Source organism: Paraburkholderia sp. J10-1, from assembly GCF_905220165.1.
GTDB lineage: Bacteria > Pseudomonadota > Gammaproteobacteria > Burkholderiales > Burkholderiaceae > Paraburkholderia.
Map to the genome: position 1 here is coordinate 194,346 of NZ_CAJMYW010000002.1, position 15,075 is coordinate 209,420.

The 15,075-nt window shown below is 64.9% G+C and carries 13 protein-coding genes; 7 read left to right on the forward strand and 6 right to left on the reverse strand.

The window, feature by feature from the left end:
• Positions 1-6: 6 nt before the first annotated feature.
• From selD to U5A65_RS07755, 3 genes are all read right to left on the reverse strand, one after another.
• Positions 7-1,074, reverse strand: a complete 1,068-nt coding sequence (gene selD, locus U5A65_RS07745; RefSeq protein WP_321945959.1) for a selenide, water dikinase SelD — start codon at positions 1,072-1,074, stop codon at positions 7-9.
• 99 nt (positions 1,075-1,173) lie between these two features.
• Positions 1,174-1,956 (reverse strand): alpha/beta hydrolase, encoded by a 783-nt coding sequence (locus U5A65_RS07750; RefSeq protein ID WP_321911480.1) that lies wholly within the window; start codon positions 1,954-1,956, stop codon positions 1,174-1,176.
• The gene (locus U5A65_RS07755) at positions 1,953-2,987 is read right to left on the reverse strand and encodes a M14 family zinc carboxypeptidase (protein ID WP_321911481.1); all 1,035 of its coding nucleotides are present in this window, start codon (positions 2,985-2,987) and stop codon (positions 1,953-1,955) included. Before U5A65_RS07755 ends, U5A65_RS07750 begins: the two co-directional genes overlap by 4 nt.
• A 347-nt stretch (positions 2,988-3,334) precedes the next feature.
• On the opposite strand from U5A65_RS07755, the gene phnC reads away from it, so the two are divergent.
• The 4 genes from phnC (at position 3,335) to U5A65_RS07775 (ending at position 7,123) form a co-directional block, all read left to right on the forward strand.
• Positions 3,335-4,162 (forward strand): phosphonate ABC transporter ATP-binding protein, encoded by an 828-nt coding sequence (gene phnC / locus U5A65_RS07760; RefSeq protein WP_321911482.1) that lies wholly within the window; start codon positions 3,335-3,337, stop codon positions 4,160-4,162.
• Between the two features lie 53 nt (positions 4,163-4,215).
• Positions 4,216-5,193 carry a phosphonate ABC transporter substrate-binding protein gene (gene phnD, locus U5A65_RS07765; protein WP_321911483.1) on the forward strand — a complete coding sequence of 326 codons (978 nt, stop codon included), beginning with the start codon at positions 4,216-4,218 and terminating at the stop codon, positions 5,191-5,193.
• A gap of 8 nt (positions 5,194-5,201) precedes the next feature.
• The gene (phnE, locus tag U5A65_RS07770; protein WP_321945960.1) at positions 5,202-6,092 is read left to right on the forward strand and encodes a phosphonate ABC transporter, permease protein PhnE; all 891 of its coding nucleotides are present in this window, start codon (positions 5,202-5,204) and stop codon (positions 6,090-6,092) included.
• A 194-nt stretch (positions 6,093-6,286) separates the two neighbouring features.
• The gene (locus U5A65_RS07775) at positions 6,287-7,123 is read left to right on the forward strand and encodes an EamA family transporter (protein WP_321945961.1); all 837 of its coding nucleotides are present in this window, start codon (positions 6,287-6,289) and stop codon (positions 7,121-7,123) included.
• A 15-nt stretch (positions 7,124-7,138) separates the two neighbouring features.
• Here U5A65_RS07775 and U5A65_RS07780 read toward each other — a convergent pair whose 3' ends face one another.
• The gene (locus U5A65_RS07780) at positions 7,139-8,782 is read right to left on the reverse strand and encodes a PLP-dependent aminotransferase family protein (protein ID WP_321934080.1); all 1,644 of its coding nucleotides are present in this window, start codon (positions 8,780-8,782) and stop codon (positions 7,139-7,141) included.
• A gap of 127 nt (positions 8,783-8,909) precedes the next feature.
• Between U5A65_RS07780 and gabT the strand changes: the two genes are divergently transcribed.
• Complete coding sequence (gene gabT, locus U5A65_RS07785) at positions 8,910-10,202, forward strand: 4-aminobutyrate--2-oxoglutarate transaminase (protein ID WP_321911491.1); 1,293 nt, start codon at positions 8,910-8,912, stop codon at positions 10,200-10,202.
• A gap of 132 nt (positions 10,203-10,334) precedes the next feature.
• The gene (gabD, locus tag U5A65_RS07790) at positions 10,335-11,786 is read left to right on the forward strand and encodes an NADP-dependent succinate-semialdehyde dehydrogenase (protein WP_321911492.1); all 1,452 of its coding nucleotides are present in this window, start codon (positions 10,335-10,337) and stop codon (positions 11,784-11,786) included.
• An 82-nt stretch (positions 11,787-11,868) separates the two neighbouring features.
• On the opposite strand, the gene U5A65_RS07795 is transcribed toward gabD, so the two are convergent.
• Entirely contained in the window at positions 11,869-12,486 is a 618-nt protein-coding gene (locus U5A65_RS07795) for a hypothetical protein (protein WP_321934079.1), read from the reverse strand.
• Positions 12,487-13,236: 750 nt separating this feature from the next.
• Between U5A65_RS07795 and U5A65_RS07800 the strand changes: the two genes are divergently transcribed.
• Positions 13,237-13,692: a hypothetical protein gene (locus U5A65_RS07800; protein WP_321945962.1), complete on the forward strand. Its 456-nt coding sequence runs from the start codon at positions 13,237-13,239 to the stop codon at positions 13,690-13,692.
• Between the two features lie 97 nt (positions 13,693-13,789).
• Here the strand turns inward: U5A65_RS07800 and pcaF are convergent, their stop codons facing one another.
• Complete coding sequence (gene pcaF / locus U5A65_RS07805; protein ID WP_321945963.1) at positions 13,790-14,992, reverse strand: 3-oxoadipyl-CoA thiolase; 1,203 nt, start codon at positions 14,990-14,992, stop codon at positions 13,790-13,792.
• Positions 14,993-15,075 lie beyond the last annotated feature (83 nt).

Genomic DNA, 15,075 nt, shown 5'->3' on the forward strand with positions numbered 1-15,075 from the left:
CGGTCCTCACAGCGCTTCCACGCGCGCCGGGCCTTCGCTCAGTTCGCCGATCACGCGGGCGTCGCTAAAGCCTTCCGCGCGGAAGATCGCCAGCACTTCGTCCACGCTTTGCGGCGCGCAGGCCACGAGCAGGCCGCCCGAGGTTTGCGGGTCGGTGAGCAGCGTGCGCGCGCTTTCGGGCAGGCCGGGCGCGAGCGTGACAGCATCGCCGTATGAAGCCCAGTTGCGGCCCGAGGCGCCCGTGAATACGCCGTCATCGACGAACTTCTGCACGCCCGGTAGCCACGGCAGGTCGGCGTAGCGCACGCGCGCCGTGAGATTCGCGCCGCGCGCGATCTCGAGCGTGTGGCCGAGCAGACCGAAGCCGGTCACGTCCGTCATGGCGTGCACGCCCGGCAGTTCCGCGAGCGTCGCGCCGGGCTTGTTGAGCATCGTTGCGGCGGTCACCATGGCCTGGTAACCAGCGTCGTCGAGAGTCTCCTTCTTGAGCGCGGCGGAGAGCACGCCCACGCCCAGCGGCTTGCCGAGTACGAGCACGTCGCCGGCTTGGGCCGACGCGTTGCGCTTCACGCGCTCGGGATGCACCACGCCGAGCGCCGCGAGCCCGTAAATGGGCTCCACGGAGTCGATCGAATGGCCGCCCGCCACGGGGATGCCCGCCGCCGCGCACACGTCCTCGCCGCCGCGCAGCACCTGCGCGATCACGTCGTGCGGCAGCACGTTGATGGGCATGCCGACCAGCGCGAGCGCGAGAATCGGCTTGCCGCCCATGGCGTAGACGTCCGAAAGCGCGTTGGTCGCGGCAATGCGGCCGAAGTCGTACGGGTCGTCCACGATCGGCATGAAGAAGTCCGTGGTCGCGACGATCGCCTGTTCGTCGTTGAGCTTGTAGACGGCGGCGTCGTCGGCGGTCTCGGTGCCGACCAGCAGGTTCGGAAACGCGGTGGTGAGCGGCGTGCTGCGCGCGAGCAGCGCGGAAAGCACGCCCGGCGCGATCTTGCAGCCGCAGCCGCCGCCGTGGGAAAGGCTCGTGAGGCGCGGCACTGCAGCGCCGATGGCGGGTTTGTCGTTCATGTCTGGAATCGCCTTGAAAGTGCCGGATGAGTTTTCCTATTATGGGGCAATCGCCAAACGGGCGAGCGGGCGATGCGGGCGGCGCCGCTGCGCAGCCACTCAGACGCGCCCGGCGGCCTGGCCCGCGGCGTTCGCGGCCGTATCGCCCGCGTGAAGCGCATCGACGAGCCATTGCGGATCGTCGTGTGGCAGATCGTGCCCCGCCCACGGATGTTCCACATGCGGCGCGCCCCAGGCCCGCGCGAGCCTGGCCGAGCAAACGGGATTCACGAGCCGGTCGCCGCGCGACGACACCACGAGCACCGCACCGCGCGGCGCGCCGCGCGCCTTGAAGCGCGCCGCGGCAGCTAGCTGGCGTAGCGCGTTCGCGCGGCTCACGTGGGCGCCCGCGCGGATCTCGCGCCACGCTTCGAGGTCGGCGGCCAGCGTGTCGCGCCGCACACAGGTAAGGCCGTGGATCAGCGTCTCGGCAATACCGTTGCTGTCGTTGCCCTCCCAATACCGCGCCACGCGCGCGAGCGCGGGCCACGCCGAGGGCCGCAAGCGCTCGTGCACGCGGCTATGCGGCCGCATGCTCGTGTTCACGAGCACGAGGCGCTCGATCTCTCCGGGGTAACGCAGCGCCCACGCCGTCGCCACCATGCCGCCCAGCGACATCGCCAGCACGCGGTAAGGCGCGCTCGCGCCGCGCCGTTGCGCCTGCTCGCGCAGCGCGTCCACATAGGCGCCGACTGCTAGCGGCGAGCGCGCGTGCGCTTCGGTGCCGTTGCCCGCCAGGTCGATGGGCAACACGCCATCGCGCGCGGCGAGCAGCGTGGCAAACGCACCCCAATGGCGCGATTCGCGCGTGAGGCCGCGCAAAAGAATCCACGGTCCGCTCATGCGCCCGGCCTGTGATACCAGTGTGCGATCGCGCTTTGCAGCACCTGTTCGCGCGTCACGCCCTCGGGCAACCAGCGTTGCGACGAATACGCGGCGCGCGTGAGGAATTCGAACAGGTTTGCGTGACGCCGAAGCACGCGCGCCGTGCGATGCTGCATCACCGGATTGAACATGCCCTGGCGCGAGAAAATCTGGCGCGGATTCTTCTTGATCCATAGCCACGAGCCCAGTTCGAGCGTGAGCGGCAGGAAGATGTTGCCGGCGGGCGCGCGATCGTACGCACAGTCCCACAGGTCGCCGTGCAGCAAATATTGGTGGCTCTGCGGCTCGAACGTGTAGCCGTGATGCGGATGCGCGCGCTCGAACATCGTCTTGAGCACGTACATTTCAGGCAGATGTCTCATGAGCCGGCGCGTGCGCGCGTACGGGAACCAGATGCTGTCACTCCAGCCGTATCCCGAATGGCAGTCGAGCGCGAAAGAAAGCGGGCGCTGCGTGAGTTCTTCATCGACGATCTTCAGGAGCGCGCTCGCCTCGGTTTCCATGGCCGCGCCACGCCTGCCGCGATACCACGGCAGCCACGAGCCCACACGCTGTCCGCCCGCGAGAAAAGGCACACGTTCGTCGGCGTCCTGCGGCGCGTTGCGCATGAGATCCACGCCGTTGGGGTTCGCGCGCGTGGCGAGCCACATGCCGCCCGGATTGACGATCGGCGCGAGCACGATACGCACGGATTCGAGCTGATGCATGAGCAGTTCGTCCCACGCGAGACGCCCCACCAACGCGCGCATGTAGTCGAGCACCAGTTGCGAGCCGATGCGCTCGAGCCCGTGTATGCCGCCGAAAAAACCAATGGCGGGCGCGGCCGGATCGCGCGAGCCGATCGCCGCGACATGCAGCGCAAAGGTGCGGCCCCGCACTTCGACCTCGCCCGCGCTGCGAATGTCGAACCAGCGCGCGCCGGCATCGAGGATCGCCTTGAGGTCCTCGTATTCCGCGAAGCTGTCGGGTAAGAAGCTCAGTGCCTGCATATGGCGCCGGGTTTCGTCGCTTGTTTGGATGAGGCCGCCCAGACCGGGGCCGCGCTGGGCGGCCGCATTGTCTACAACTGCCTTGCGCCTGCCGCCCCTGTCGACAATGAGTCAGCAATAAGTCAGGAAAACCAGGGACAGCATGTGCGCTGCCCATCAATATAGCCGCTTCCTCCGATATTGAGCGTGACAGATGTTTGGCGTCATGCCTCTGTCACATCTCTCGCGATGTTTTCTCTGCACGCGGAGCCGCAAGACATGTAGTCGTCTAGACGTCGCGACACCTTCACTCAACCGTCACAGTCCCTTCCTAGAATGAGCCCTCGACTACACAGCGACGGATTGTTATGGACGCCATTCGCATCGAACGCCTCTCGAAAAGCTTCGACAGCGGCCGCAAGGCACTCGACGAAATCAACCTGCGCGTAGGCGTTGGCGAGATGGTCGCGCTGATCGGCGCATCGGGCTCGGGCAAATCGACTTTGCTGCGTCATATTGCGGGCTTCACCGCATCCGACCCGCAGCCTTCGCGCATCGATATCCTTGGTCGTCCTATTCAACAGGACGGGCGCATCGTGCGCGAAGTGCGCCGCATTCGCCGCGACATCGGCTTCGTGTTTCAGCAGTTCAATCTCGTCAATCGCCTCACGGTCGAAACGAATGTGCTGATCGGCGCGCTGTCGCGCTTGCCGTTGTGGCGACGCCTCACGGGCCGCTTTCCGCGCGCCGAGCGCGAGCTGATGCTCGCCGCGCTCGGTGAAGTGGGCATTGCGCACAAGGCCCCTGAGCGCGCCGCGAATCTCTCGGGCGGCCAGCAGCAGCGCGCGGCGCTCGCCCGCGCGCTCGTGCAGCGCGCGCGCCTCATTCTCGCCGACGAACCGATCGCCTCGCTCGACCCCGCATCGTCGCGGCGCGTCATGGACATGATGCGCATGCTCAACCGCGATCACGGCTTGACCGTGGTCGTCTCGCTGCATCAGGTGGATATCGCCATGGAGTATTGCCCGCGCACCATCGCGCTGCGCGACGGGCGCGTGGTGTACGACGGCGCTTCTGCGGCGCTCACGCCTGCCCTGCTGCAACAACTTTATGGCAGCGCCGCGCGCGAACTGCTCGAGCCCGATGCCGCGCCTTCAGTTGCAACGCGCTTCGGCGCGCAGCCTCGCGCGGCGTAATCACTCAACCCATTTTCAACCCGCAACGTTTCCCCTCACCACGGACCGCCCCAATGAAACTGCTCCGCTCCATGCTCTCCTGGTGCGCCGCCGGCGCCGTCGCGTTTGCCTCGCTCGGCAGCGCGGCCGCTCACGCGGAAGACCTCAGCTTCGGCATCATCTCGACCGATTCGTCGGCGGTGCTCAAGCAACGCTGGCAACCGTTCATCGACGACCTGAACAAGCAGACCGGCCTGAACGTGAAGGCGTTCTTCGCCACCGACTACTCGGGCATCATCGAAGCCATGCGCTTCAACAAGGTGCAGATCGGCTACTTCGGCAATGCTTCGGCCATGGAAGCCGTGGACCGCTCGAATGGCGAGATCTTCGCGAAGGTGCTCTACGCGAACGGCGACACGGGCTACAAGTCGGTGCTCATCACCAACGTGAACAGCCGCGTGAAGACGATCGACGATGTGTTCAAGAATACTAAGGATCTCACGCTCGGCTGGGGCGACCCCAATTCGACTTCGGGCACGCTGATTCCGGGCTACTACCTCTTCGCGCAGCATGGCATTTCGGTGAACGCGACGAACTTCAAGACCGTGCTGCCGTCGAGCCATGAAGCGAACCTGCTCGCCGTGGTGAACAACAAGGTCGATATCGCCACCAACAACAGCATCGAGCTTTCCACGCTGCAGCAGAAGCACCCGGACCGCTTTGCGCAGGTGCGCGTGCTGTGGACCTCGCCGCTCATTCCGTCCGATCCGCTCGTGTATCGCAAGGATCTGCCTGAAGCCACGAAGCAAAAGCTGCGCGACTTCTTCTACCACTACGCGAAGACCGATCCGCGCGAGAAGAAGATCATGGCCGACATCACCGGCTATGCAGGCTTCGCGCCCGCCACCGACGCGCAGCTCCTGCCGATCCGCCAGGTCGCGCTGTTCCAGCAGAAAGAGAAGATCGCCGCCAACACGAATCTCTCCGACGACGACCGCAAGAGCCAGATCGCGGCCATTGACGCCAAGATTGGCGCACTCGCGAAGCAGTAATGGGCGCAATGGATTTCGACCGCTCACGCGCCGTGCGGCAGGCCGACGTTACCGAGCCCGTCGCCGGACCGGCGGCGACGCCAACCGCCGCCGCGCCGCAAGCGGCCCAAGCGGCGGCCGCCCTTGCGGCGAGCAAGCAGGCAGGCAAGCGCAGCTGGTCCTCGCTCGCGCTCTGGGCCATCGTGTTCGTGCTGCTCGGCGTGGCGTGGCGCGGCGCCGACATGCGCCCGCTCGACCTCTTCTCCGACTCCGCGAACATGGGCACGTTCGCGCGCGGCTTCTTCCCGCCGGACTTCACGGAATGGCGCACGTACGCCCACGAAATGTGGGTCACGGTCGCGGTGGCGCTGTGGGGCACGGCGCTCGCCATTGTCTGTGCGGTGCCGTTCGGGTTGATGTCGGCGCACAATCTCGCGCCCGCGTGGGTGCTGCATCCCGTGCGGCGTTTGATGGACGCGTGCCGCGCCATCAACGAGATGGTGTTCGCGATGCTCTTCATCGTGGCCGTGGGCCTCGGGCCGTTCGCAGGCGTGCTCGCCTTGTGGGTGCATACCACGGGCGTGCTCGCGAAGCTCTTTGCCGAAGCCGTGGAAGCCATCGACCCGCGCCCCGTGGAAGGCGTGCGCGCCACGGGCGCCTCGCCGCTCGACGAGATCATCTACGGCGTGCTGCCCCAGGTCATGCCGCTGTGGATCTCTTACGCGCTCTACCGGTTCGAGTCGAACGTGCGCTCGGCGATGGTGGTGGGCATGGTGGGCGCGGGCGGCATCGGCGTCGTGCTGTACGAGGAAATCCGCTCGTTCGATTATCAGCAGACCAGTGCCGTGCTCATCATGGTGATCGTCGTCGTCACGGCCATCGATCTCATCTCCGCAAGACTGCGTGCGCGCGTGATCTGACACCGCAGTTCGACCCAACGCTCACCTCACCCCGCGCGAGCCAGAACAGAATCCTGATAAAACGGCTCGCGCATCCTCTTTTCTGGCGATTTGTGGCAATTTGTGGCAATCGCGGGCAATCGGTGGAATAATCGCTTCCTTGCGGCCGCAACGGCCCGCATCCGCCCTAACCCATCGATCCAATCCGCTGCCCAATGGCCAGTTTCGTCGTCTTGCTGGTCCTGCTCTCGGCGCTCATGCACGCGAGCTGGAACGCCTTCCTCCATCTTTCGGGCGACCGCCTCTGGCTGCTCGGCATGTTCTCGGTTCCGTACATTGTCGTGAGCGCGATCGCCGTGTGCGTGCTGCCGCTGCCTGCGCAGGCGAGCTGGCCGTACATCGCCGCTTCAGTGGTGCTCGAGTTCGTGTACTGCTTCACGCTGATCCGCGCCTATCGCAGCGGCGATTTCGGGCAGATCTACCCCATTGCGCGCGGGCTCTCGCCGATGCTCGTATTCGGGGGCGCGCTCATGTTCGCGCACGAAGCACTGCATGCGCTCGCGGCCACGGGCGTTGCACTCGTTTCGCTCGGCATCATGTCACTCGCCTTCCGGCGCGGCATGCGTTTTTCGGGCGAGAGCGTGCCTTACGCGCTGCTCACCGGCCTTTTCATCGCGATGTATTCGGTCATCGACGGCATCGGCGCGCGCCTCGCCGGCAACGGCATGAGCTACATCATGTGGGTGTATCTGCTCTGGAACGTCCCGCAGTTTCTCGTGGTCTGCAAGCTGCGCGGCGGCGCGGCGCAGATGTTCACCTCGAAGTCCGCGGTCGCGCGCGGCATGCTCGCGGGCGTACTCGCCCTCACGGCGTATTGCCTCGTGATCGAAGCGTTCCGCTTCTTGCCTATCGCGATGGTTTCCGCGCTGCGTGAGCTTTCGTCGATCTTCGCCGTGCTGATCGGCTGGCTGTTCATGAACGAGAAGCTCACGGCGCGCCGCATGGTCGCGTGCGCGCTGGTCACTTGCGGCGCGGTGCTGATCCGGCTGTGATCGGCCCGTAGTCGCTCACACGAACGCGGGTAGCGTCGTATCGATCGCCTCGGCCAGCGTTTCGAACGCCGGCGCGATTTCCTCGTCGGGCACGCACGCATAGCCGATCAACAAGCCCGGGTTCGCGCGCTCGCGCGACGAGTAATACCCCGAAAGCGGCCGCACGACGATATTGCGCGCGAGCGCGGCTTCGGCCACGGCGCGGTCGTCGCTGCCCTCTGGCAATTGCATGACGACGTGCAGGCCAGCGTCGCCGCCCATGGCGGGCAGCGCGTCGCCGTAGCGGCGCGAAACGGCGTCGAGCAGCACCTGGCGGCGCTGGCCGTAGAGCGCGCGCATCTTGCGGATATGCGAGGTGAAATGCCCTTCGGCGATGAACTCCGCAAGCACGGCCTGCTGCAGCAATTGCCCCTCGCGATACAACTCCGCGCTCGCTGTCGCGAAGCTTTCCGCGAGCGCTTCCGGCGCAACGAGATAGCCCACGCGCAAGCCCGGAAAGAGCGTCTTGCCGAAGCTCCCCACATAGATCACCTGCCCGGCCGTATCGAGCCCCTGCAAAGAGGCGAGCGGGCGGCTGCCGTAGCGGAACTCGCTGTCGTAGTCGTCTTCGATGATCCAGCACTGGTGCTGGCGCGCGTACTCGAGCAGCATGCGGCGGCGCGCGAGGCTCATCACCATGCCGAGCGGATACTGGTGCGAAGGCGTGACGAGCATGAGCCGCGGCGGCGGCGCAGCGAAGTCGTCAGGCGACGGGTTGAGGCCCTCGCTGTCCACGGCGATCGGCCGCGTATTGAGGCCCGAGACGTGCAACACGCTGCGCACGCCCCAGTAACACGGGTCTTCGGTCCAGATGGTGTCGCCGGGGTCGGAGAGCAGGCGCACGGCCAGGTCCACCGACTGATGAATGCCCGTCGTGATGATGATCTGCTCCGGCGAGCAACGCACCGAGCGCGAGGTGCGCAGATAGTCGGCGAGCACGTGGCGCAGCAGCGCGAGGCCGCCGCCGGGCGCGTAGGTCAGCAGGTCCGGCCGCAGGCTGCGCCAGTACTTGTTGTGCAGACGCGTCCAGACACGCGAGGGAAAGCGGGAGACATCGGGCACGCCCGGCATGAACGCGCCGCCCTGGCGCTTCGACACGCCCGCGCTTCCGATCAGGCGCGCGCCGCGAACCGAGAGCGAGCGCGCCGCGGGGCGCTGCGAATGCCCGGCGGCGACGGTCTCCGGGCCGCTTGCCGCTGCAACGCCAGACGCCACCGCAGCGACTGATTCCGTGCCGTGCGCGATCTGGCTGTTAGTTGCAACGACCCCGCCATGCGGCACGGCTCCTGAAATATCGCTATTTTTCCGCGTCTGAACAGAGCCAATTTCCGTCGCCCCGACGATCTCGTCGGGCGACGTATCGGCCACGAAGGTGCCACGCCCCGTGGCCGACGTGACATAGCCTTCGAGCACCAATTGTTCGTAGACCTGCGTCACGGTATTGCGCGCAATCCCCAGCTCCGCCGCCAGCAGCCGCGACGACGGCACCCGTGCCCCGGCTGGCAGCTCGCGCGAAAGGATCGCCTGCTGCAGCAGCTTGTGCAGCTGCCGGTACACCGGCTGGGCGCTGCCGCGGTCGAGCCGTTGGGCCAGCCAATCGGAGAGAACACTCGCACGCATCGAAATTGGCTCCTAAATATTGCACTGAATGGCTCTGAAATTTAGAGCCAAACGTGAGTATAGTCGCGACATGGACTGTTTGCCGGTCCGCCAACCAACCCTAGAACTGACACCGATTCCACAGGAGATGAACGTGAGCAAGAACGCCGATCTGCAAAGCCGCAAGAACGCCATTACCCCGCGCGGCGTGGGCGTGATGTGCGACTTCTACGCCGAGCGCGCTGAAAACGCCGAGCTGTGGGACGTGGAAGGCCGCCGCTTCATCGACTTCGCCGCCGGCATCGCCGTGTGCAACACGGGCCACCGCCATCCGAAGATCGTCGCCGCCATCAAGGCGCAGCTCGACCACTTCACGCACACGGCCTACCAGATCGTGCCGTACGAGTCGTATGTCTCGCTGGCCGAGAAGATCGCCCAGCGCGCACCGGGCAGCTTCGCCAAGAAAGCCGCGTTCTTCACGACCGGCGCCGAAGCCGTTGAAAACGCCGTGAAAATCGCACGTGCCCACACGGGCCGTCCGGGCGTGATCGCCTTCGCAGGCGGCTTCCACGGCCGCACGCTCATGGGCATGGCGCTCACGGGCAAGGTCGCTCCGTACAAGCTCGCGTTCGGCCCGTTCCCGGCCGACGTGTACCACGCGCCGTACCCGAACTCGGTGCACGGCATCAGCACGGCTGACTCGCTCAAGCACATCGAAATGCTGTTCAAGGCCGATATCGATCCGAAGCGCGTGGCCGCGATCATCTTCGAACCGGTTCAAGGCGAAGGCGGCTTCTACCAGGCGCCGGCAGACTTCGTGCGCGGCCTGCGCAAGATCTGCGACACGCACGGCATCCTGCTGATCGCCGACGAAGTGCAAACGGGCTTCGCGCGCACCGGCAAGCTGTTCGCGATGGAGCACTACGACGTCACGCCTGACCTCATGACGATCGCCAAGAGCCTGGCCGGCGGCATGCCGCTGTCGGGCGTGGTGGGCCGCGCGGAAGTGATGGACGCTGCAGCGCCTGGCGGTCTCGGCGGCACGTACGCGGGTAACCCGCTGGCCGTGGCGTCGGCGCACGCCGTGATCGAGATCATCGAAGAGGAAAAGCTCTGCGAGCGCGCCACGAAGCTCGGCGACAAGCTCAAGGCCAAGCTCAACGCGATGAAGGCCGACGTGCCGCAAATCGTCGACGTGCGCGGCCCGGGCGCGATGAACGCCGTGGAGTTCTGCAAGCCCGGCACGAACGAAGCCGACGCCGACTTCACCAAGCGCGTGCAAACCGCAGCGCTGAACCGCGGCCTGCTGCTGCTCGTGTGCGGCGTGTACTCGAACGTCGTGCGCTTCCTGTTCCCGCTGACGATCCAGGACGCCGTGTTCGACGAAGCGCTCGCGATCCTCGAAGAGTCGATCAAGGAAGCCGTGGGCGTGCCGGCGTAAGCCTTCACAACTTTGAGGCCCGCGTGCAGTGGACTATGACGCGGGCCATCCACGAAACGGCACACCGGCGCTTGCCGCTGTGCCGTTCGTCGTTCTAAACGAATCGAATCTACGCCTACCGGGAGCTCGGGCATGAATCTGAAAGACGCATCGCTGCTGCAAACCAACGCCTATATCAACGGCGAATGGCAAGGCGCCGAAGACGGCGCAACGTTCGAAGTGAAGAATCCCGCCACTGGCGCGCTGATCGGCACGGTGCCGCGCATGGGCGCGGCCGAAACGCGCCGCGCGATCGCCGCCGCCAATGCCGCATGGCCCGCATGGCGCGCGAAGACCGCGAAGGAGCGCAGCAGCATCCTGCGCAAGTGGCACGATCTGATGATGGAAAACGCCGATGACCTCGCGCTGATCCTCACCACGGAACAAGGCAAGCCGCTCGCCGAAGCGAAGGGCGAAATCGGCTATGCCGCGTCGTTCCTCGAGTGGTTCGCGGAAGAAGGCAAGCGCATTTACGGCGACACGATCCCCACGCCCGCCAACGACAAGCGCATTGTCGTGACGAAGGAACCGGTGGGCGTGTGCGCCGCGATCACGCCGTGGAACTTCCCCGCCGCGATGATCACCCGCAAGGTCGGCCCCGCGCTCGCGGCAGGCTGCCCGATCGTGCTCAAGCCCGCCGAAGCCACGCCGTTCTCGGCGCTCGCACTGGCCGTGCTGGCCGAACGCGCTGGCGTGCCGCGCGGTATCTTCAGCGTGGTGACGGGCGACCCGAAGGCGATTGGCGGCGAACTCACGAGCAACCCGACCGTGCGCAAGCTCTCGTTCACGGGCTCGACGCCGGTGGGCCGCCTGCTCATGAGCCAGTGCGCCTCGACCGTCAAGAAGGTCTCGCTGGAACTGGGCGGCAACGCACCGTTCATCGTGTTCGAAGACGCCGATCTCGATGCCGCTGTAGCCGGCGCCATCGCATCGAAGTATCGCAACAGCGGCCAGACTTGCGTGTGCACGAACCGCTTCTATGTGCACGACGCCGTGTACGACGCGTTCGCGGCCAAACTGCGCGACGCCGTTGAAAAGCTCAAGGTCGGCCTCGGCACGGAGGCCGGCGTGACGCAAGGTCCGCTCATCAACGAAGCGGCCGTGCTGAAGGTGGAATCGCATATCGAGGACGCGCTCGCGAAAGGCGCCCAGGTGATCGCAGGCGGCAAGCGCCATGCGCTCGGCCACGGCTTTTTCGAGCCGACCATCCTCACCGGCGTCACGCCTGCGATGAAGGTTGCGCGCGACGAAACCTTCGGTCCGCTCGCGCCGCTGTTCCGCTTCTCGTCGGATGAAGAGGTGATCAGGATGGCGAACGATACCGAGTTCGGTCTCGCCGCTTACTTCTACAGCCGTGACATCGGCCGCGTGTGGCGCGTAGCTGAAGCGCTCGAATACGGCATGGTGGGCATCAACACCGGCCTGATCTCGAACGAAGTCGCGCCGTTTGGCGGCGTGAAGCAGTCGGGCTTGGGCCGCGAAGGCTCGCACTACGGCGTGGATGACTACGTGGTCATCAAGTACATGTGCATGGCGGGCATGTAAGCCCACGAAAAAAACGGGCGCCTTCCGAGGCGCCCGTTCGGATCGCACAAGCCGGCGCCACTATGCGCCGGCTTTTTTATGCTTACTGCGCGGCGCCGGCCGGCGTCACCTGCGTCGCGTAAGCGGAAACGAACACGGCGTGGATCGTGTCGCCGACCTTCAAGGTCTTGAGGTCGATATCGGGCGTGGCCTGGAGCGTGACGGTCTGATACGCGCCGCGCAGCGTCACTTCACGTTTCTTCGCGTTGATATGCTGTACCGTGGCCTGAACTTCGACCTGACGCGCGGCGTCGTAACCCGACGACGCGGGCAAATAGACATTGGTATCCACGCGCTTGCGAATGCCCTTGTCCTTGCCCGTGATCTTTTCGGCGGTCACGAGCAGTGCGTTCTTGTAGAGCACGTCGACCGTGTCGCCCACGTTCAGTTGATCGAAGTTGCTCACCTGCTGACTGAGTGCGATATCGACTTCATTGCCTTGCGGGCCGCGCAGCGTGACGACGCGCGCAGCGCGATCGATGCCGACGATCTTCGCGTGAATATGCACCGGCTCTGCGTTGGCGATCACTTCCTGCGCTGCGCTGGCAAGCGCACTTTGCCCTTGCGGCGCCGACGCGGGCGCGTCGTTTTGCGCGAACGCCGCCTGCGAAATGCCTACGCCCACTACCCATGCCGCCGCCAGAATCGCTGCCTTCGTCATTCGCATTCTCCTCATCAAACCGGTTTGAATTGACTGCCATATTTGCATCGGCGTGTGGCGCCGAAGTGCGACCGATTCTACGCGCGGCGCCTAAAACGGGGACGCTACGTGGCCGGAAGCGGATCAAGCGATCGGCAATGAATACGGATGATTTCCCAGGGGTTTGCGGGTGATCAAATTCCTCCGAGATTGCGCGTTGAAACGAAGCGCGTATTTATTGCGTAGCGCGAAATACTTTTTTCGCACGGCTTTGCAGTGTGCATTGACATGTGCTTAACGTATAGCAATGCGGGAAGCAGCCGGAAACGTTTCCACACTAGACGGAAGCGTTTTCATAGCGATCCCGAAATCTCTCCATTATTTAGGTATCCATATTTTTTACACCTGTTTTTCAGCACTATTTCTGTCGTTTAGTCAGAATACTTGCCGCTGACCGAGATAATTTTGATTGATTGCACGACTATCTTCACGAAAAGAGATGCGCACCGACGCAGTGCACCAGCGGATGGCAGACCGATATGAGTGGAATCCCTTGCGCCGCACACGAGATTGCCCAGCCAGGATGCAGGAGAGCCATGTCGCGGGCTTTTGTAAGTTGGCACACCAAACGTCCAGCACTGTCGTGCAACCGCAACGAGAGACAACACCAACAGACTCGATACAGCACTTACAGACGATTACACATGGGGCACACCTTGCGACCGGTGCTGCTCATACAATCGACGCGTCGAAAGCGTTAGGGAGACAAACGTGAGAAAAGCACGAACGATCATTGCAACGGTGGCCTGCTTGCTGGCTTGCGCTTCGGCTACGGCTTATGCGCACGGAGGCGGGAACGGCGGTGGCAGCGGCGGTGGCAGCGGTGGCGGGAACGGTGGTGGAAACGGCCATGGCGCCGCGTTGGGCGCGGGTGTTGGCCATGCGGATGGGATGTCATTTGGCCATATGAGCCACACGGGGTTCAGCAACACGAACAGCCACGTTTCGGCGGACCGTGACAAGGGACTCGCGCGAGCGGGCGACCGGGCGGGACATCACGCGCGCGGCCACAGTCTCCATGCGGACGGAAGATCGGCAAGCCATATGAGCGAGCGGGGCTTGAGCGAAACCAACAGCCACATCTCGGCGGACCGTGACAAGGGCGTCGCCAGAGCGGCAGACCGTTCGGCGTTGCCGTCGCTGCCGCACCTGGCCGACCCAACCTGAGCAACACCGCCCCAAGGAAAAACCAGGGCGCACGGCACAACAAAAAAGCCGCGGATCCAATCGATCCGCGGCTTTCGCGTTTCAGAGCGACCGAAAATCAGACACGCTCGATAGCAATCGCAATCCCCTGTCCCACGCCGATACACATCGTGCAAAGCGCGAAGCGCCCTTGCGTGCGATGGAGCTGATACGTGGCGGTCGTCACGAGCCGTGCGCCGCTCATCCCAAGCGGATGCCCAAGCGCAATCGCGCCGCCATTAGGATTGACACGAGGATCGTCATCGGCAACGCCGAGCATGCGCAGCACAGCGAGCCCTTGCGAAGCAAAAGCTTCATTCAACTCGATGACATCGAACTGATCGATGGTCATGTTCAGACGTGCGAGGAGCTTCTGCGTAGCGGGCGCGGGGCCGATGCCCATTACACGCGGCGCGACGCCGGCAGTTGCGATGCCCAGCACGCGCGCACGCGGCACGAGCCCGAAGCGCGTGGCGTTTTGCTCATTGGCGAGCAGCAGCGCACAAGCGCCGTCGTTCACACCCGAAGCATTGCCTGCCGTGACCGAACCGTCCGGGCGCACGACGCCCTTGAGCTTGGCCAGCGCTTCGAGGCTCGTCTCACGCGGATGCTCGTCACGCGAGAAAACAATCGGATCGCCCTTCTTCTGCGCAATCGTCACCGCGACGATCTCCTGCGCCAGCGTGCCGTCGGCCTGCGCGCGCGCCGCCTTTTGCTGGCTGCGAACCGCAAACGCGTCTTGATCGGCACGGCTCACGTTGTAGTCGACCGCGACGTTCTCGCCCGTTTCCGGCATCGAGTCCACGCCGTATTGCTGCTTCATCAGCGGATTGACGAAGCGCCAGCCAATCGTCGTATCGTAGATCGCGGCGTCGCGAGCGAAGGCGCTCGCCGCCTTGCCCATGACGAACGGCGCGCGGCTCATGCTTTCCACGCCGCCCGCAATCATCAGCCCCGTTTCGCCGGACTTGAGCGCACGCGCGGCGATGCCCACAGCGTCCATGCCGGAACCGCACAGGCGGTTCACTGTCGAGCCCGGCACGGCTTGCGGCAAGCCAGCCAGCAGCGACGACATGCGCGCGACGTTACGGTTGTCTTCGCCCGCCTGGTTCGCACAACCGTAGATGACGTCGTCGACCGCCGTCCAGTCCACGTCCTTGTTGCGCTCCATGAGCGCCTTGAGCGGCACGGCGCCGAGGTCGTCGGCGCGAACCTGGGCAAGCGCGCCCGCGTAGCGGCCAATAGGCGTGCGAATCGCGTCGCAGATGAATGCTTCCGTCATGTGAGTCTCCTTTCGATCGCAGGCACTTGATGCGATCCCATGCAAAGATGATTGAGATTGACGGACTGCGCGGGCGAAAATGG